16 protein-coding genes and 2 pseudogenes are annotated in these 18,175 nt (G+C 72.3%); 7 read left to right on the forward strand and 11 right to left on the reverse strand.

The window, feature by feature from the left end:
- Positions 1-65: 65 nt before the first annotated feature.
- Positions 66-368 carry an ArsR/SmtB family transcription factor gene (locus tag AOQ53_RS46930; RefSeq protein ID WP_236711914.1) on the forward strand — a complete coding sequence of 101 codons (303 nt, stop codon included), beginning with the start codon at positions 66-68 and terminating at the stop codon, positions 366-368.
- Positions 369-724: 356 nt separating this feature from the next.
- Here the strand turns inward: AOQ53_RS46930 and AOQ53_RS34455 are convergent, their stop codons facing one another.
- From AOQ53_RS34455 to AOQ53_RS34465, 3 genes are read right to left on the reverse strand one after another with little or no spacing between them, the layout of a single operon-like run.
- Entirely contained in the window at positions 725-2,164 is a 1,440-nt protein-coding gene (locus AOQ53_RS34455) for an NAD-dependent succinate-semialdehyde dehydrogenase (protein WP_059423380.1), read from the reverse strand.
- Positions 2,161-5,037: an FAD-binding and (Fe-S)-binding domain-containing protein gene (locus tag AOQ53_RS34460; protein ID WP_059423382.1), complete on the reverse strand. Its 2,877-nt coding sequence runs from the start codon at positions 5,035-5,037 to the stop codon at positions 2,161-2,163. The genes AOQ53_RS34455 and AOQ53_RS34460 overlap by 4 nt, the downstream gene beginning before the upstream one ends.
- Positions 5,034-6,302, reverse strand: coding sequence for an aspartate aminotransferase family protein (locus tag AOQ53_RS34465; protein WP_059423384.1), 1,269 nt, complete (start codon positions 6,300-6,302; stop codon positions 5,034-5,036). Before AOQ53_RS34465 ends, AOQ53_RS34460 begins: the two co-directional genes overlap by 4 nt.
- 227 nt (positions 6,303-6,529) lie before the next feature.
- On the opposite strand from AOQ53_RS34465, the gene AOQ53_RS34470 reads away from it, so the two are divergent.
- Entirely contained in the window at positions 6,530-8,152 is a 1,623-nt protein-coding gene (locus tag AOQ53_RS34470; protein ID WP_059423385.1) for a PucR family transcriptional regulator, read from the forward strand.
- Positions 8,153-8,345: 193 nt separating this feature from the next.
- Entirely contained in the window at positions 8,346-8,669 is a 324-nt protein-coding gene (locus tag AOQ53_RS34475; protein WP_148640413.1) for a hypothetical protein, read from the forward strand.
- Between the two features lie 7 nt (positions 8,670-8,676).
- On the opposite strand, the gene paaE is transcribed toward AOQ53_RS34475, so the two are convergent.
- The 5 genes from paaE to paaA are packed head-to-tail and all read right to left on the reverse strand — an operon-like array spanning position 8,677 to position 12,432.
- Positions 8,677-9,792 (reverse strand): 1,2-phenylacetyl-CoA epoxidase subunit PaaE, encoded by a 1,116-nt coding sequence (gene paaE, locus AOQ53_RS34480; protein ID WP_408055219.1) that lies wholly within the window; start codon positions 9,790-9,792, stop codon positions 8,677-8,679.
- Positions 9,792-10,307: a 1,2-phenylacetyl-CoA epoxidase subunit PaaD gene (gene paaD, locus AOQ53_RS34485; protein WP_059423390.1), complete on the reverse strand. Its 516-nt coding sequence runs from the start codon at positions 10,305-10,307 to the stop codon at positions 9,792-9,794. The genes paaE and paaD overlap by 1 nt, the downstream gene beginning before the upstream one ends.
- Positions 10,301-11,128, reverse strand: coding sequence for a 1,2-phenylacetyl-CoA epoxidase subunit PaaC (gene paaC / locus AOQ53_RS34490; RefSeq protein WP_059423392.1), 828 nt, complete (start codon positions 11,126-11,128; stop codon positions 10,301-10,303). Before paaC ends, paaD begins: the two co-directional genes overlap by 7 nt.
- A gap of 27 nt (positions 11,129-11,155) precedes the next feature.
- The gene (gene paaB, locus AOQ53_RS34495; RefSeq protein ID WP_059423394.1) at positions 11,156-11,449 is read right to left on the reverse strand and encodes a 1,2-phenylacetyl-CoA epoxidase subunit PaaB; all 294 of its coding nucleotides are present in this window, start codon (positions 11,447-11,449) and stop codon (positions 11,156-11,158) included.
- A complete protein-coding gene (paaA, locus tag AOQ53_RS34500) occupies positions 11,446-12,432 on the reverse strand; it encodes a 1,2-phenylacetyl-CoA epoxidase subunit PaaA (protein WP_059423395.1) in 987 nt (328 codons plus the stop codon). The genes paaB and paaA overlap by 4 nt, the downstream gene beginning before the upstream one ends.
- Positions 12,433-12,630: 198 nt before the next feature.
- Here paaA and paaI point away from each other — a divergent pair, with 198 nt between their 5' ends.
- Both paaI and paaK read left to right on the forward strand, forming a co-directional pair.
- Positions 12,631-13,041, forward strand: coding sequence for a hydroxyphenylacetyl-CoA thioesterase PaaI (gene paaI / locus AOQ53_RS34505; RefSeq protein ID WP_059423405.1), 411 nt, complete (start codon positions 12,631-12,633; stop codon positions 13,039-13,041).
- The gene (paaK, locus tag AOQ53_RS34510; protein ID WP_059423397.1) at positions 13,038-14,396 is read left to right on the forward strand and encodes a phenylacetate--CoA ligase PaaK; all 1,359 of its coding nucleotides are present in this window, start codon (positions 13,038-13,040) and stop codon (positions 14,394-14,396) included. Before paaI ends, paaK begins: the two co-directional genes overlap by 4 nt.
- Before the next feature lie 8 nt (positions 14,397-14,404).
- Here the strand turns inward: paaK and AOQ53_RS34515 are convergent, their stop codons facing one another.
- The 3 genes and pseudogenes from AOQ53_RS34515 to AOQ53_RS43250 form a co-directional block, all read right to left on the reverse strand.
- The gene (locus AOQ53_RS34515; RefSeq protein WP_236711913.1) at positions 14,405-15,613 is read right to left on the reverse strand and encodes a PP2C family protein-serine/threonine phosphatase; all 1,209 of its coding nucleotides are present in this window, start codon (positions 15,611-15,613) and stop codon (positions 14,405-14,407) included.
- Positions 15,614-15,728: 115 nt separating this feature from the next.
- On the reverse strand, positions 15,729-16,487 hold the full coding sequence (locus AOQ53_RS34520; RefSeq protein ID WP_059423408.1) for an IclR family transcriptional regulator: 759 nt from the start codon (positions 16,485-16,487) through the stop codon (positions 15,729-15,731).
- Between the two features lie 174 nt (positions 16,488-16,661).
- A pseudogene (locus AOQ53_RS43250) lies at positions 16,662-17,123 on the reverse strand (substrate-binding domain-containing protein); the annotation flags it as partial.
- On the opposite strand from AOQ53_RS43250, the pseudogene AOQ53_RS43255 reads away from it, so the two are divergent.
- Positions 17,050-17,202 (forward strand): annotated as a pseudogene (locus AOQ53_RS43255) (family 43 glycosylhydrolase); the annotation flags it as partial. The pseudogenes AOQ53_RS43250 and AOQ53_RS43255 sit on opposite strands and share 74 nt — an antisense overlap.
- A 105-nt stretch (positions 17,203-17,307) precedes the next feature.
- On the forward strand, positions 17,308-18,175 hold an 868-nt coding region (locus tag AOQ53_RS34525; RefSeq protein ID WP_269085492.1), incomplete at its 3' end, for a formyltransferase family protein.

Below are 18,175 nucleotides of genomic sequence, written 5' to 3' on the forward strand. Positions count from 1 at the left end.
ACCGACGAACGAAGACTGACGGGGCCCCGATGGAAATGAAGAGCGTGACCAGGTCGCTGCGCGTCATGAAGGCGGTCGCCCACCACCAGCCCGTGACGGTGGGCGAGTTGACGAAGGTCTTCGGTCTGCCCGAGTCGACGGTGCAGCGCACGCTGGTCAGCCTGAACGAGGCGGGACGGCCGCGGGCGAACCGCCAGGACACCACCCCGCTGGGAGATCGGCGCCCGGGTGCTCGCCGTACGTCCGGCGGCGCTTTAGGGATCGAGCCTGTTCGCGGCGGCGAGGGAGCCCATGATCCAAGTCGCAGACCAGGTCACGGAAGCTCGCCGGTGCCTGCGCGAAGGTCCGGGCGGCGTCGACCATGGTGAGCGTCCCGTTGTCCTTCGCCAGCCGGCACAGCCGCTTCACCGGCACGCCCCGTCCCGGCCCGTCCCGTGGGACATGTGGGTGATCTGAAGGACACGGGTGCGCGGTGTCAGGGCCGCCGCGTACGCCTCGACGAACTCGTCGTCCTGCCGCTGGAACCAGGCGGCGCACGCTCGGGTGGTCCAGCGGCGCCCGGGCGTGTCAGCTGTGTGCCCCGTGCCCGGGCCGGGGGGAGGCCGGGCACGGGGCGACCCGCGTGCGGCACGGGGCGACCCGCGTGCGGCCCGGGGGGGCGGCCGAGTACGCGGGGGCTGTGCGCGCGGTGCGCGATGGGGCGTGTGTCAGGGCAGGAACACCGTCATCGCACGGGCACCGCGACGTACTGGTACTCCAGGAACTCGTCGATCCCGACCCGGCCGCCCTCGCGGCCCAGGCCGGACTGCTTGACCCCGCCGAACGGCGCGGCCGGGTTGGAGACGAGGCCGGTGTTCAGGCCCACCATGCCCACCTCCAGACCCTCGCTGACGCGCAGCCCGCGGTCCAGCCCCTGGGTGAAGACGTAACCGACCAGACCCCACGGCGTGTCGTTGGCGCGGCGCAGTACCTCGTCCTCGTCGTCGAAGGTGAGGATCGCCGCGACAGGGCCGAAGATCTCCGTGTCCATCAGGCGGCTGCCGGGGTCGACGTCGGCGAGCACGGTCGGCGGGTAGAAGCAGCCCGGCCCTTCCGGCGTACGGCCGCCGACGAGCACGCGCGCGCCGCGCTCCACGGCGTCGGCGACGAGCTCCGCGACCTTGGCGCGTCCGGTGGCATCGATCAGCGGGCCGACGTCGACACCGTCCCGGGTGCCGGGGCCCACCACGAGCGCGCCCATCCGCTCGGCGAGCCGCCGGCCGAACTCCTCGGCCACCGACCGGTGCACGAAGAAGCGGTTCGCTGCGGTGCAGGCCTCGCCCATGTTGCGCATCTTGGCGACCATCGCGCCGTCCACGGCCACGTCCAGGTCCGCGTCGTCGAAGACGATGAACGGCGCGTTGCCGCCCAGCTCCATCGAGGTGCGTACGACCGTGTCGGCGCACTGGGCGAGCAGCAGCCGGCCGACGCCCGTGGAGCCGGTGAAGGACAGCTTGCGGATCCGGCCGCCGCGCAGGAGGGGTTCGCAGACCTCTCCGGCGCGTGAGGTGGTGACGACGTTCAGCACACCGTCCGGCAGCCCGGCCTCCTTGAGGATCCCGGCCAGGGCGAGGCTGGACAGCGGGGTCTGCGGGGCCGGCTTGAGGATCATCGTGCAGCCCGCCGCGATCGCCGGGCCGATCTTGCGGGTGCTCATGGCCAGCGGGAAGTTCCACGGCGTGATCAGCAGGCAGGGGCCGACCGGGCGGCGGGAGAGCAGCATGCGGTTGCGGCCGTCGGGCAGGGTGCCGCAGCCGCCGTCGATGCGGACGGCTTCCTCGGAGAACCAGCGGAAGAACTCGGCGGCGTAGGCCACCTCTCCCCTGGCCTCGGCGAGCGGCTTGCCCATCTCGGCCGTCATCAGGTGGGCGAGTTCGTCGGTGCGCTCGATGATGAGTTCGTAGGCGCGGCGCAGGATCTCGCTGCGGGCCCGGGGCGCGGTACGTGCCCACTCGGCCTGGGCCTGGACGGCGGCCTCCTCGGCGAGCCGGGCGTCCTTGGGGCCCGCGTCGGCGACATGGCAGAGGATCTCGCCGGTCGCGGGGTCGTCGACGGGCATGGTGGCGCCGTCCGCGGCGTCCACCCAGGCACCGCCGATGAACAACTGGTTCAGTACCTCGGTCATGATGTCTCTCCTGTTTGATCGGCGGCGGGGTCGAGGAGTTCCGCGAGGTGCAGAGCGCGGATGTCCCGGCCGTCGGCGAGGTGGTCGATCTGGGTGGCGCAGCTGAAGCCGTCGGCCACGACGGCGCGTCCGTCGAGGTGGTCGATGCGGGGTTTCAGGGCGAGCTCGGCGACGGCCATGGAGGTGTCGTAGTGCTCTGCCTCGAATCCGAAGTTGCCGGCGAGTCCGCAGCAGCCCTCGGCCTCGTCGACGCCGCGCACGCCGAGCCGGCGCAGCAGGTCGGCCGGGCGGCGGCCCTTGAAGGTGGCGTACTCGTGGCAGTGGGTCTGGAGCACGACGTTCTCGGGCAGCGGCGGCGGACTCCAGTCCTGGTCGGCGAGGTCGGTGAGGGCCCCGGTGAAGGTGTGGACGCGGCTGGCTACGCGCTGGGCGGCCTCGGTGCCGATCAGTTCGGGAACGTCACGCTTCAACGCGGCGGCGCAGCTCGGCTCGGCCACGATGATCGGCCGGTCGTCACCGTCGTCGAGCGCGGCGACCGTGCGGGCCATGATCTTGCGGGCGACGTTCAGCTGTCCGGTGCTGACCCAGGTCAGCCCGCAGCACAGTCCGTCCTGCGGCGCGCAGGGGATACCGGCGTCGGCCAGCACACGGCTGGCGGCTCCGGCGACCTCGGGACGGAAGGCGCGGGTGAAGCTGTCGACGAAGAGCACGGCCTTCGCCGGCTCGGCGGTTCTGGCGGCGCGCAGGGTCCTGCGCAGGGTGCGGCGCGAGGCGAAGGCGGGGATGGTGCGCTTCGTCGTGACGCCGCCGAGACGGGCGAGCAGCCGTCCGACCGGCCCGCGCAGCAGTGCGTTGACCGGCCGGGCGGCGTATCCGGCCAGGGCGGAGGTCCTGGGCAGCCAGCCGAGTGAGTAGTGGGAACGGGGGCGCAGGCGGCCCTTGTAGTGCTGGTGGAGGAACTCCGCCTTGTAGGTGGCCATGTCTACGCCGACCGGACAGTCACTGGAGCAGGCCTTGCACGACAGACACAGATCCAGGGCGTCCTTGACCTCGGTGGAGCGCCAGCCGTCGGAGACGGCCTCGCCGCGCACCATCTCCTGGAGCATGCGGGCCCGGCCGCGGGTGGAGGCGTTCTCCTCCCCCGTGGCCCGGTAGCTCGGGCACATCACGCCGCCGGAGTCGCTGCGGCAGCGTCCCACACCGACGCAGCGGCGTACCGCGCCCGCGAAACCGTCCTCGTCATGCGGGAAGCCGAACGTCGTCTCCACCAGTGGGAGTTGACGCAGCGCGAGGTCGGCATCCAGCGGGGCCGGATCGACGATCACCCCGGGGTTGAGCAGCCCGTCGGGGTCGAAGGTCTTCTTGAACGCGGCGAACGCGGCGATCATGCGGTGGCTGTACATGACCTCCAGCAGCTCACTACGGGCGCGTCCGTCGCCGTGCTCTCCCGACAGCGTGCCGCCGTGCTCGACCACCAGCGCGGCCGCCTCCGTCAGGAAGCGGCGCATGACCGTCCGGCCGGCCTCGGTGGCCGGATCGAAGTCGATGCGCACGTGGACGCATCCCGCGCCGAAGTGCCCGTACAGCACGCCGGTCAGTTCGTGCGAGGCCAGCAGTTTGCGGAAGTCCCGCAGGTAGGCGGCGAGGTTCTCGGGGGCGACGGCCGCGTCCTCCCAGCCGGGCCAGGACTCCCCGCCGTCCACGAGCCGGGCGGCCAGCCCGGCCCCGTCCTCGCGTACCCGCCACAGCGAACGCCGCTCGGCCCGGCTCTCCACGACCCGGCCGCCGGTCATCCGCCCCCGTGCCTTGAGAGCCTCAAGCAGTTCAGCGGCGCGGGCGTTCACCACAGCCTGGTCATCGCCTTCGAGCTCGACGTACAGCCAGGCCCGTCCCTCCGGCAGGCCGGTGACGGAGTCCGGGCCGCGGCGGGCGCGCATGGTGGCGACGATCGCCTCGTCCATGCCCTCCACCGCGCTGGGCGACCAGCGCAGGATCTCCGGCACGTCCTCGGCCGCCTCGACCACATCCTCGTAGCCGAGCGTCAGCAGCGTGGAGGCCTGTGCGGTCGCCACCAGGTGGACCGTCGCGGCGGTGACGACCGCACAGGTGCCCTCGGTGCCCACCAGAGCACGGACCAGATCGAACCCGTTCTCCGGCAGCAGGTGATGCAGCTGGAAGCCGGAGACCTGACGCGGGATCCGGCCCAGCTCGGTGCGGATCAGCGCCAGGTTGTCCTCGACCAGCCGCCTGAGGCCGGATTCGAGCCGGGCGACGCGCCGCACAGCCTCCGCGTCGCCCGGCTCTGCGGCACGCAGCCCGGAGTGGTCGGCGACGGCCCGCACGCCGTCCGCCGTCACGATCTCCAGGGCCTCGACGTGTCCGCTGGTCCGCCCGTCGCGCACCGACCGGTTGCCGCACGCGTCGTTGCCGATCATGCCGCCGAGGGTGCAGCGGCTGTGCGAGGACGGGTCGGGTCCGAAGTCGAGCCCGTGCGGGGCGGTCGCGCCGCGCAGCGCGTCGAGGACGGCACCGGCCTCGACGCGCGCGGTACGCGCCTCGACGTCGATGTCCAGGATCCGGTTCATGTACCGGGAGAAATCCAGCACCACACCGACCCCGACCGCGTTGCCCGCCATGCTCGTGCCACCGCCCCGAGCCGTGACCGGGACGCCCGCCTCCCGGCAGGCCCGCAGCACCGCGACCACGTCGTCGGCGGTGCGCGGGAAAGCCACCGCCCGCGGCGGCACACGGTAGTTCGAGGCGTCGTAGGCGTAAGGGCCCGTCGCTCCCGGACCGGTCTCCACCCGCAGGCCGGGCGCGATCTCGGCGATGCGGTCCGTCAGACCCGCCAGGTCGCGGGTGGCTGTCGTCATCGCTCCGCCGCTCCCGACGTACCGGCCTCCACGGCGTTCGCCCAGGCCTGGAGGCCCTCGTCCACGCCCGCCTCGTCGATGACGAGCGCCGGGATCATGCGGACCACCTGGTTCCAGGCGCCGCACAGCAGCAGGAGCAGGCCCTCGTCGATGGCGGCGCGCTGCACGCGGGCGGCGGTCTCGGGGTCGGGGCTGCCGTCCTCGGTGACGAACTCGGTGGCGAGCATGAGTCCGAGGCCGCGGACGTCGCCGATGCCCGGGGTTCGGTCGGCCACCGCCTCCAGGCCGTGGCGCAGCCGCTTGCCCATCGCCTCGGCGTTCTCGACGAGCTTCTCGTCACGCACGACGTCGAGGGTCGCGCAGGCCGCGGCGCAGGCGACGGCGTTGGCGCCGTACGTGCCGCCCTGCGAGCCGGGCCACGCCTTGGCCATCAGCTCCTCGGAGGCGGCGATGCCGGAGAGGGGGAAGCCGCTGGCCAGGCCCTTGGCGGTGACGAGGATGTCCGGGGTGACGCCGAAGTGGTCGTGTCCCCAGAAGCGTCCCGTGCGGCCGACGCCGGTCTGCACCTCATCGAAGATCAGCAGGAAGCCGTGCCGGTCCGCCCGCTCGCGCAGCCCCTCGATGAAGGCGCGGTTCGCGGGCACGTACCCACCCTCGCCGAGCACCGGCTCGACGATGATCGCGGCCGTGTCGGCGGGCGACGAGATCGTCTGGAGGGTGTAGTCGAGCTCCCGCAGGGCGAAGCGGGTGGCGGTCTCCTCGTCCCAGCCGTACCGGAAGGGCGTCGGGAACGGGGTGACGACCACGCCGCTCATCAGCGGGGAGAACCCGGACCGGAAGCGGATGCCTGAGGTGGTCATGGATGCGGCGGCGACGGTACGGCCGTGGAAACCGCCGTGACAGACGATGACGTTGGGCCGGCCGGTGGCCTGGCGGGCGAGCCGCAGTGCGGCCTCGACGGCCTCGCTGCCGGAGTTGGTGAAGAACAGGCTGTCGAGGCCGGCCGGCAGCACCTCGCCCAGCTTGTCGACGAGGCGGCGGAGCGGCTGGTGCATGACGGTGGTGTACTGGCCGTGGATCAGCGTGCCCACCTGCTCCTGCGCCGCCGCCACGACCTTGGGGTGGCAGTGCCCGGTACTGGTGACGCCGATGCCGGCGGTGAAGTCGAGGTAGCGGCGGCCGTCCTCACCGTAGAGGTGGACGCCCTCGCCCCGGGCCGCCACGACGGGTGTGGCCTGGCGAAGGTGCGGTGACAGTGCGGTCATGGTGTCTCCCGGCCGTACGTCGAGGTGTGGTTGCTTGGCTCAGCTCCGGTAACCGAGCATCCAAGCCTCCGCGAGGGGCGACAACGCGTGATCTGTCCAGCCGGAACGCGTTGTCCGGACGTTGTGTCAACCTCCGAACCCCCCGGGTCCCGCCTGCCCCTGCCGTGGACAGCTCTTGCGCAGGTCAGTGCCGCTTGTCAGAGTGACCGGGCGAGCAGGGAGTCACCGTGAACGAGAACGACCCGAAGGCCCCGGCCGGTCGCGCGCCGACCGTCGCCGACGTGCTGGCCCTGCCCGTCCTGGCCGCGGGACAGCCCCAGGTCGTCACCGGGCTGCCGTATCTGGACCGGCAGGTGCGCTGGGTGCACATCACCGAGCTGACGGATCCGGCGTCCTTCCTCAAGGGCGGGGAGCTGGTCCTGACGACGGGCATGCCCCTGCCCGAGGACGCCGCGGGGGTCCGCCGGTACGTCGACGAACTCACCGAGGTGGGAGCGGCCGCCCTGGTCATCGAGCTGGTACGGCGCTACCACCGCCCGCCCGACGCCCTCGTCCAGGCCTGCCGCGCCCGGGGGCTCCCGCTGGTCACTCTCGCCCGGGACGTCAACTTCCTGGAGGTCACCCAGGTCGTCCACGCGCTCATCCTCGGCAATCAGGCCGAGGCGATGCGCCGGACCCAGCGGATCCACGAGGCGTTCACCGCGCTGACGCTGCGCGGCGCGGGGCCGGAGGACGTGGTGCGGGCGGCGGCGGAGATGAGCGGCCGCACGGTCGTCCTGGAGAACCTGGCGCACCAGGCACTGATCTGCGAGCCGTCGGGGAGCACGGTGCAGGAGGCGCTCACCGGCTGGGAGCAGCGCTCCCGGGCCACCGAGCCGGGCGACCACACGGAGGTGGGCGGTCCGGAGGGCTGGCTGACCGCGCCGGTCTCCTATCAGGGTGAACGCTGGGGCCGTCTGGCCATGCTCCGGGCTCCCGACGACGGGCCGGCCTTCGGGCCGGAGCACGTCACGGTCCTGGAGAGGACGGCGATGGCGCTGACCGTCGCCCGCCTCATCCACGCCACTCCGTGGGAACACACGGCCCATCGCAACGCCCTGCGGGAACTGGCGGAACAGCGCCACCACTCCCCCGCGGACGCCCGCGCCCGCTGCGCCGCGCTGGGCCTGCCCACCGAGGACAGCCGATACGTGGCGCTCCTGGTCGACCTGGGCCCTGGTGCGTCGGGGACCGAGCCGGAGTCCCGACTGCACCGGGAGCTCAGGTCGGCGGGGATCCCGGCGCTCGTCGGGGAGATCTCCCCCGGCCGCCTCGGTGTCCTGCCGGCCCTGCGCGCCGCCCAGCCCTGGCGCCCGGTGGCCGAGCGTCTGAGCCGCACCGCGCTGGGTCTGTCCCCGGAGGCGCTCGTGAGTGTCGGCTCGGAGGTGGCGGACCTCGCCGACATCACCCGCTCCTTCCGGGAGGCGGCCCGTGTCATAGAGGCCACCCCGCCCGGCCAGCCCCTTCCCCCGGGCCGCTCCTTCCACGAGCTGCCGGACATCGACCTGCGCCGTCTGCTGTACGCCCTGCGCGAGGACACCCGGATCCAGGACTACACCGAACGGCGGCTCGGCCGGCTCATCGACCACGACACCCGGCACGGCACCGACCTGATGACGACGCTCGGCCACTACCTGGACGCCGCCGGCAACAAGACCACCGCGGCCCGCCGCGGCGGCCTGTCCCGAGAGACCATGTACCAGCGTCTGCGCACCATCGAACGCCTCCTCGACACCGACCTCGAATCCGGTGAACGGCGCACCGAACTCCACGTGGCGCTCACGGCGTTGCGCGTACTGCGCGACGGCTGAGCATCGGTGGGGCCGAGGCCCTGCCTGCCGGACCGGCCGCCACTCCTGCGAGCCGTCCGCGGCCTCGTTCTGGAGGGTCAGCGTCTGTGGGCGGTGCGCGCCGCAGTCGAGACTCCGGCAGCATCTGTCGCGGGAGGGGTTTCGATGAGAAGGACGCGTGCAGCGAGAGGGCCGACCGTGGAAGGGCCGGCCCTTGAGTGCCCGCCGGCGGATCGTCGCCGCCTGGGCAGGAGTGTGCCTGGCCGGTCTCCTCGGCACCTACGCGCTCCACACCGAGTCGTCCACAGGCGGTTCGGGCTCCCCCGCCGGGGAACCGGCGCCGACCGGCACGTACGCCGTCGACTGCCAGGAGATCGCCGACTACATCGAACAGGCCCGGGCCGAGGCCCGGCGCGAGCACCGGGAAGCGCCCGGGCCGTCGCCGACCACGGTGTTCCAGTCGCTCATCGTCGGGGACGTGGCCGTACCGGAGGAGTGCGCGGAGGAACTCGAGGACCTCGGCGCGGGAACGCCCTGACGCGGACTCAGGTGTCGAAGTCCACCGTCAGCGCGTCGGAGACCGGGAACGACTGGCAGGTGAGGACGTAGCCCGCGTCGACCTCGGCCGGTTCGAGGGCGAAGTTGCGGCGCATGTCGGCCTTGCCGTCGGTGACCAGGGCGCGGCAGGTGCCGCAGACTCCTCCCTTGCAGGCGAACGGCAGGTCCGGACGGGTCTGCTGGGCGCCTTCCAGGATGGTCCGCTCGCGGGGCAAGGCGGAGGTGGTGGAGCGGCCGTCGAGGGTGACGGTGACCTGGCTGACCGGGCCGGAGGGGCCGGCCTCGGCGTGGTGGACCTCGCGTACGGGTTCGTCGTCGGCGTAGAACAGCTCCTGGTGGACGCGGTCGTCCGGCACGCCGAGACCGGCCAGGACCTCTTGGGCGGCGCGGACCATGCCGTGAGGGCCGCACAGCCACCAGTGGTCGGCGGACGGCACGTCGACCAGCGCGTCGATGAGCGCCGACAGCCGCTCGGCGTCGAGGCGGCCGGAGAGCACCTCGGCCTCGCGGGGCTCACGGGAGAGGACGTGGGCGACCTGGAACCGCGTCGGGTAGAGGTCCTTCAGGTCGGCCAGCTCGTCGGCGAACATCACGGTGCCGGTGCGGCGGTTGCCGTAGAGGAGCGTGACCGTCGAGCGGGAGTCGGCGGCCAGGACGGACTCGGCGATGGAGACCATGGGCGTGATGCCGGAGCCGGCCGCTATCAGGACGTGGTGGCCGGGGGCGGTGAGGTCGGGTGTGAAGGCGCCGGTGGGGGCCATCACCTCGACGGTGTCGCCGGGGCGTACCTCGTTCACCAGCCAGAAGGAGAACAGGCCGCCGGGTACGACCCGGACGCCGATGCGCGGTGCCGTTCCCGCGGGTGAGCAGATCGAGTACGAGCGGCGCTCGTCCCGGCCGTCGATCTCGCGCCGCAGGGTGAGCGACTGGCCGGGCGCGAAGGCGAACTCCTCGGCCAGCTCGGCCGGGATGTCGAAGCTGACGGCCACCGCGTCCTCGCACAACGGCTGCACGGCGGCGACCCGCAGGGGGTGGAAGACCGGACGTCGGCGGGCACGCGCGCGCGGCGCCGGGGCGGGGGCCGGCTCCATCAGGTCCTCCATCAGATCTCCTTGAGGTACTCGAACGGCTCGCGGCAGGCGAGGCAGCGCCACAGCGCCTTGCAGGACGTGGCGGCGAAGCGGGAGGTCTCCTCGGTGTCCGCGCTGCCGCAGCGGGGGCAGGGCACGGAGCTGCGGGTCGGCGACAGCACGAGCGGCACCGGCCTGGAGGCGCGCGCGGGCGCGGCCCCGGGCGGGGCGATGCCGTGTTCGGCGAGCTTGCGGCGGCCTTCGGGGGTGATCCAGTCGCTGGTCCACGGTGGGTCGAGGACGGTGCGGATCTCCACGCGCGCGTAGCCGGCGTCCTTGAGCCGGGCGGCCACGCCCGCACGCATCTCGGCCATGGCGGGGCAACCCGAGTAGGTCGGGGTCAGGCTCGCGACCACCGTCCCGTCCGGATCCATGGACACCTCGCGCAGCACTCCGAGGTCGGCCAGCGTGAGCATGGGCAGCTCGGGGTCGGGCACCTGCCCGGCGATGCGCCGGGCCCGTCGCGCGGCCGGCAGCGTGATCACCATGTCGCCTCCGGGTGGGCGCGGGCCACGCCCTGCAACTCGGCCAGCAGCGGGGCGAGATGCCCGGTGTGCTCCCCGGCGCGGCCCGAGCCGGGCAGCGGCCGGTAGACGGGCATGGGCAGCCCGGCCGCCTCGGTGACCTGGCGCAGGACGGCGACGACCTCGTCCCGTACGTCATACGCCGTGAACAACTCTCCGAGGTAGGGCGCCACCTGCTCCAGTGCCCTGCGCGTCCGGCGGTGCGACTCCTCGGTGCCGTCGCCCAGCCGCACCGCCCACTCGGCCGCGTACTGCCGGTGGTAGGTCAGCTCCTTCACGCCCTTGGCGGCGATCGCCGCGAGCACCGGGTCGCGGTGGGCGACGAGCCGCTCGAAGTGCGCGAGGCGCCAGCTGGAGAGCACCAACAGCCGTACGACCGAGAACGCGAAGTCGCCGCCCGGGAGTTCGGCCAGGCGTACGTTGCGGAACTCGCCGGTGTCGCGGAAGTAGGCGTAGGCGTCCTCGCCGCGGCCGGTCCCGTCGACCTGGCCCGCGCGGGAGTACAGCAGGCGGGCCTGGCCGAGCAGATCGAGGCCGATGTTGGCCAGCGCCACCTCCTCCTCCAGCTCCGGGGCGCGGGTGGTCCACTCGGCCAGCCGCTGGGCCGAGACCAGGGCGTCGTCGGCCAGGGTGACGCAGAGGGCGGCCAGTTCCCCGGCGTCCACGCCGTCGGGGACGGTGGTGTCCACGCCGTGCAGGGGGTCCTCGAAGCCGGTGCCGTAGGCCCAGCGGGTGTCGTCCTCGTGTCCCTCCGCGAGGGTCATGTAGACGTGGTCGTCGCTCATGCCTGTTCCTCGATGGCCTCGGTGGGACTAGATGTGCGGGACGTCTTGGGGGATGTCGTAGAAGGTCGGGTGCCGGTAGACCTTGTCGGCGCTCGGCTCGAAGAACGGGTCCTTCTCGTCGCGGGTCGAGGCGGCGATGTGCTCGGAGCGCACCACCCAGATGCTCACGCCCTCGTTGCGCCGCGTGTACAGGTCCCGGGCATGCGTGAGCGCCATGCGGTCGTCGGCGGCGTGCAGCGAGCCCACGTGGACGTGGTTCAGTCCGCGCTTGCCGCGCACGAACACCTCGTACAGCGGCCAGTTCTGCTTCCCGTCGGTCATGCCACCGCTCCCTTTTCCGCGCGGGCGGCCTGCTTGGCCGCGTGTGCGGTGGCCGCCTCACGCACCCAGGCGCCCTCCTCATGGGCCGTCCGACGCCGCTCCATCCGCTGGGCGTTGCACGGGCCGTCGCCCTTGATGACCCGCATCAGCTCGTCCCAGTCCGGGGTGCCGAAGTCGTGGTGCCCGCGCTCCTCGTTCCAGCGCAGCTCCGGGTCGGGCAGCGTCACACCGAGCCTCTCGGCCTGCGGAACCGTCATGTCCACGAAACGCTGACGCAGCTCGTCGTTGCTGTGCCGCTTGATCTTCCAGGCCATCGACTGCGCGGAGTTGGGCGAGGCGTCGTCGGGCGGGCCGAACATCATCAGCGACGGCCACCACCAGCGGTCCACCGCGTCCTGCACCATCTCCCGCTGCTCCTCGGTGCCGCGCATCATCGTCATCAGCAGCTCGTAGCCCTGCCGCTGATGGAACGACTCCTCCTTGCAGATCCGCACCATCGCGCGCGCGTACGGCCCGTACGACGACCGGCACAGCGGCACCTGGTTGCAGATCGCCGCCCCGTCCACGAACCAGCCGATCACCCCCACGTCCGCGAAACTCAGTGTGGGGTAGTTGAAGATCGACGAGTACTTCTGACGGCCCTCGATGAGCCGCTCGGTCAGATCCGCGCGGTCGGCGCCCAGTGTCTCCGCCGCCGAGTACAGGTACAGCCCGTGCCCGGCCTCGTCCTGGACCTTCGCGAACAGAATGGCCTTGCGGCGCAGCGACGGCGCACGCGTGATCCACTCGCCCTCGGGCTGCATGCCGATGATCTCCGAGTGCGCGTGCTGCGCGATCTGCCGGACGAGTGTCTTGCGGTAGCCCTCCGGCATCCAGTCACGCGGCTCGATCCGCTGGTCCCGCGCGATCGTCGCCTCGAAATGCCGCTGGAGAACCGGCTCGGCGCCGTCCGCCCCCGGGGGGCTGGAGTGTGTCGTGTCCATCCGTCCCACTTCCCAACCGACCATTCGTTCGGTCCATCATAGAACGATGCCGGGCGCCTTGGTAAGACCCCGACCCTTGACAGGCCTCGGGGCGACTGGATTACTTGGCGACACCGAAGCTAACCGAATGTTCGGTCGGGTCACAAGATGATGCGATCGATCCACGAGGTGGTGCGAGAAGTGACCCATACCGCCGACATGACGCCGGCCGCGGGGGCGATGTCCGCCGCGGACGAGGCCTCCCGCGGCCTGGGCGTCGAGCCGCTGGAGCACGGTGAGGGGACCGCCACCCTCCGGATGACCGTGACCCCGGCGATGGTGAACGGCCACGGCATCGTCCACGGCGGCTGCGTCTTCCTGCTCGCCGACAGCGCCTTCGCCTGCGCCTGCAACAGCCACGGCCCGGCGACCGTCGCGGCCGGGGCCCGACATCACCTTCGTGGCTCGGCGCACGAGGGCGACGTCCTCGTGGCGCGGGCCGGGGAGCGCACGCGATACGGCCGCAGCGGCCTTTACGACGTGACCGTCCTGCGGGGTGAAAAGGTGATCGCGGAGTTCCGGGGCCGCAGCCGCAGCATCCGGGGCACGACGTCGAAGGAGTCGGGATGACCAGCGAGAAGACGGCCACGACGACCCCGGCGGCGGCTGGGCGGCGGCGGGGCGAGCCCCTCCCCCACGACCTGCTGGACGACGGTGAGCGCCTGACGCCCGAGGAGCTCCGCGAGCTCCAGCTCGACCGGCTGCGCCGGAGCCTGCGCCACGCCTACGACAACGTGGAGACGTACCGGAAGAAGTTCGATGACGCCGGTGTCGGACCTGACGACTGCCGCTCACTGGAGGACTTGTCCCGCTTCCCCTTCACGACCAAGGCGGATCTGCGCGACACCTACCCGTTCGGCATGTTCGCCGTCCCCATGGACCAGGTCCGGCGCGTCCACGCCTCCAGCGGCACCACCGGCCGCCCCACCGTGGTGGGCTACACGGAGAACGACCTGTCGATGTGGGCGGACCTGGTCGCGCGCTCGATCCGTGCCGCGGGCGGCCGCCCCGGGCACAAGGTGCACATCTCCTACGGCTACGGGCTGTTCACCGGGGGCCTCGGCGCGCACTACGGGGCCGAGCGGGCCGGGTGCACCGTCATCCCCGCCTCGGGAGGCATGACCGCACGCCAGGTGCAGATCATCCAGGACTTCCAGCCCGAGATCATCATGGTCACCCCCTCCTACATGCTCACGCTCCTCGACGAGTTCGAACGCCAGGGCATCGACCCGCGCGACAGCAGCCTGCGCGTGGGCGTCTTCGGCGCCGAGCCGTGGACGGAGGAGATGCGCCGCGAGATCGAGGAGCGCATGGACATCCACGCCGTCGACATATACGGCCTCTCCGAGGTCATCGGCCCGGGTGTCGCCCAGGAGTGCGTGGAGACCAAGGACGGGCTGCACGTGTGGGAGGACCACTTCTACCCCGAGGTCGTCGACCCGGTCACGGGTGAGGTGCTGCCCGAGGGCGAGGAGGGCGAGCTTGTCTTCACGTCCCTCACCAAGGAAGCCCTGCCGGTCGTCCGCTACCGCACCCGCGACCTGACCCGGCTGCTGCCCGGCACGGCCCGGCCCGCCTTCCGCCGCATCCAGAAGATCACCGGCCGCTGCGACGACATGATCATCCTGCGTGGGGTGAACGTCTTCCCCAGCCAGATCGAGGAGATCGTGCTGCGCACGCCCGGCGTCGCCCCGCACTTCCAGATCCAGCTCACCCGGCGCGGTCGCATGGACCACATGACCGTCCGCGTCGAAACCCGCCCCGGCACGCCCGCCGAGCGGCGCAAGGCCGCCGCCCGCACGATCGCGAAGGACGTCAAGGACGGAGTCGGCGTCACCGTCGACGTGGCGATCGTCGAACCGGAGACCCTGGAGCGCTCCGTCGGCAAGCTCCGCCGGGTCAAGGACCTGCGCGACGAGCGGTAACACCGCCCTCACAGGCAGCACCGCGCCTCGGGAGCCGCGCCGGGAGCGGTCACCTCGGCTGGCCCCCCTGCTTCGGACGCGGCCGGTTTGCGGATCAGGAGCAGTGCCGCGTCGTCGTGCAGCCGGCCGCCCACATGGGACAGCAGCTCGTCGTGGAGCCCGTCGAGGGTGCGGGCCGGCTCGTGGGACACGTGGCGCTCCAGTCCTTCGGCGAGCGGATAGAAGGCCCGCCGGTGGTCGCGGGCTTCGGTGACCCCGTCGGTGTAGAGCAACAGCTGGTCACCGTCGGCGAAGGGCAGCGCATGGAGGCTGGGCGCGTGACCGGCGAGGCCGCGCAGCCCGAGAGGCGGGGACGGGTGGGCGGGCTCCACCGGCGTGACGCTCCCGCAGGCGCGCACCAGCAACGGAGGCGTGTGCCCGCAGTTCACCACCTCCAGATGCCCGGCGGCCTGCGAGTATCCGGCGACCACGGCGGTGACGAAGTCGTCGTGACCGAGGTTGCGCGCCAGACTCCGCTCGATCCTGTCGATCACGGCGAGAAGGTCGGGCTCGTCGTGGGCGGCCTCGCGGAAGACACCGAGCACCAGCGCGGCGGTCCCCACGGCGGGCAGCCCCTTGCCGCGCACGTCGCCGACGATCAGCCGCACCCCGTGCGGGGTGGGTATCAGGGCGTAGAGGTCCCCGCCGATACGGGCCTCGGCCGCCGCGGCGCTGTAGCGGACGGCCACCTGGAACGGTCCGACGGTCGAGGGCACGGGCTTGAGCAGCGCGTGCTGGGCGGTCTCCGCGACCGAGCGGACGGCCGCGAGCACCCGTTCCCGCCGCCCCCGCAGGACGCCGGCCAGGCCGCTCGCCAGGGTGACGGCCACCAAGGCGGACAGTACGGCGGCCAGTTCGCGGCCCGGGATGCCGTCCCGGATGCCGAGCGTCGCGCCGAGTGCGACGGCGAGGAAGCCGACAGAGAGGACTCCGCGCGGCCCGTTGGTCGTGGCCGCGAGGGCAGGACCGGCCGCGAGCAGGGGCAGCCAGATCATCCCGGCTCCGCCGACGAGGTCGACGAGCGCGATGACGGTGACGATCAGTACGGGCAGGACGGGCGTACCGGCGGCCAGCTGCGCGAATGCGCGTCTGCTGGCCGAGGCCCGGGTACCGGCCACTCGGTTTCTGAACGGCCGTACGGCCCAGTGGTCGTCACCAAGGTCTCGGGGCTGGCTCATGTCTGTTTCCGTGGTCCTCACCTGTGAGCGGGGCGCCGGACTGGCCATACACCCCTGAAATGTCTGTTTCATCCAGAAAACGGGGTGAGGAGGGACACCGGCAAGGAGCGGATTTTCAGATAGTGAGCGAGAGACTCCTCGTCACTCGACTCGCGGTCGGGAGCAGCCGCGCGCTGATCTCCGGCAGCCGGGAGAGCCGGTTCGCCGGCAGTGACACGCCGAGGGAGCCGAGTGTGTCCCCGCTGTAGACCGGGACGGCGACGCAGACCGTGCCGAGGGCGTACTCCTCCAGGTCCGTGACGGCCGGGGCCAGGGGCGAGGTCTCCAGCCGCCGGAGCAGTTCCGGCAGGCTGGTGATCGTCCGCGGTGTGAGGTCGGCGAGGTGGTGGCGGGAGAGATAGTCCTTGCGGGCCTCCTCGTCCAGTTCCCTGAGCACGGACTTGCCCAGCGCGGTCGCGTGCCCCGCGTCCTCGAAGCCCACCCAGAGATCGACGCGGGGCGTCCCGGGACCGTCGACGATCTCGGCGACCCGGATCTCGCCCTCCTCGTAGAAGGTGAGATAGGCGGGGGTCGTGAGCTCGTCCCGCAGCGCGGCGAGCGTGGGCCGGACGCGGCTGAGCAGCGCCTGCGCGCGCCCGGTGGTCTGGAGGCTCTGCAACTTGTCACCGAGGACGAACCCGCCGTCGTCCAGCTTCCGCACGTAGCCGTCGTGCACCAGCGTGCGCAGCAGGTGATAGGCGGTGGCCAGAGGCAGCCCCGTCTCACGCGCCAGCTGCTTCGCCGGCGCGCCGTTCTGGTGTGCGCTCACCGCCTCCAGCAGCCGCATGGCCCGCTGGACGGAGCCGATGAGCGTAGGGCCGTCTTGCGCACCCATAGGACCAGCGTGCGCCCGCGGTACGGCGGGGGCAAGGCCCCGGGGGAAGGGCGCCGCACCATCGCCGGACTCGGGGCGGCTGCCGCCCCGGCGGCTACCGGGAGGCGGGGGTGCGGTCGAGGCGCGGACCACGAGTTCGACCGGGGGGTCGTTCGCCGGTGCCGGTTTCACGTCCGGCTTCTCGATGGCCTGCACCAGGAGCCGGAGCCCCTCGCGCGCCACGGCGTCGAAAGGCTGACGCACCGTGGTCGGTGGGGTCACATACGCGGCGACAGGGATGTCGTCGAAGCCGACCACACTGACGTCGTCCGGTACGGGCCGTCCGGCTTCCGTCAGGGCGCGGATCACGCCGATGGCCATGTCGTCGTTGGCGGCGAACACGGCGGTGACGTCACCGTCGGCGGCGAGTGCGCGGCCCGCCTCGTAGCCCGACGCGGCCGACCAGTCGCCGACGAGCACGGCCGGCTGCTCGCTGCCTTGCGCGGTGAGGGCACTGCGCCAGCCCTCCAGGCGGTCCCGGGCGGCGAACCACCGTCCGGCCCGCAAGGTGGTGGACCGTCGGATGGTGTACCACGCGAACAACTCGGCGAGCGGCGGCTGCGACACGAACGGCTCGACCAGGGCACAGAAGTTCACCTGGAACGCCGACGGCACTCCGACCTTCGGCACGCCGGTGGGCCTGGGCGTCCCGCTGGCCGCGCCCTCGGGCGAGTAGTCCGGCCGCGCAGGCGATCCGGATGGAGCAAGAGGCCCGTGAAGACCGGCGAAACGCCGCCGTGGTCCTTCTCGGGCCTCCCCGGACCGGCGAGCATGCCATGTCATGGACATCTTGCTCGTCGTCAGCGCGTTCAACAGCCTGTCCCAGCGTGTGTACGCGGAACTGTCGGACCAAGGGCACCACGTGGACGTCGTCCTGGCCTCGCACGGCGCCGACGCGGTCCGGGCCGCCGTACGCGACGTGCGCCCGGAACTGATCGTCGCGCCGATGCTGAAGTCGGCCCTGCCGGAGGACCTGTGGCAGGAGCACACCTGCCTGATCGTGCACCCGGGGCCGCCCGGCGACCGGGGCCCGTCGTCGCTGGACTGGGCGATCGCCGAGGAGGCACCCGAGTGGGGCGTGACGGTGCTCCAGGCCGAGGCTGCGATGGACGCGGGGGACATCTGGGCGGACGGGTCCTTCCGGGTGCCGCCGGCCGGCAAGAGCGACCTGTACCGCAACGAGGTGTCCGACGCCGCCGCGGGCGCGGTGCTGCTGGCCGTGCGGCGGTACGCCGACGGATCGTTCAAGCCGCGGCCGCAGAGCGATCCCGGGATCAGTGTGGTGTGGCGGGATTCCTTCCGCCAGGAGCAGAGGCGGATCGACTGGGAGAACGACAGCACGGAGACGGCAGTGCGCAAGCTCCGCGGGGCCGACTCGCAGCCGGGCGTCCTGGACGAACTCTGCGGCCGGGAGGTGTTCCTGCACGGCGGACATCCCGAGGACCGGCTGCGCGGCCGGCCGGGCGAACTGCTCGCGACCCGGTCCGGCGCGATCTGCCGGGCCACCCGGGACGGCGCGGTGTGGATCCCGGAACTGCGCCCCCGCAAGAGCTCCGGCGACCCGGCCCCCTTTCGCCGCCCGGCGGCCTCGGTCCTCGCCTCCCTTCCGGCGCCGCCCGGCAGCGGCCCGGGCATGCCGGGTTCGAACG

Source organism: Streptomyces azureus (assembly GCF_001270025.1).
GTDB classification, from domain to species: domain Bacteria; phylum Actinomycetota; class Actinomycetes; order Streptomycetales; family Streptomycetaceae; genus Streptomyces; species Streptomyces azureus.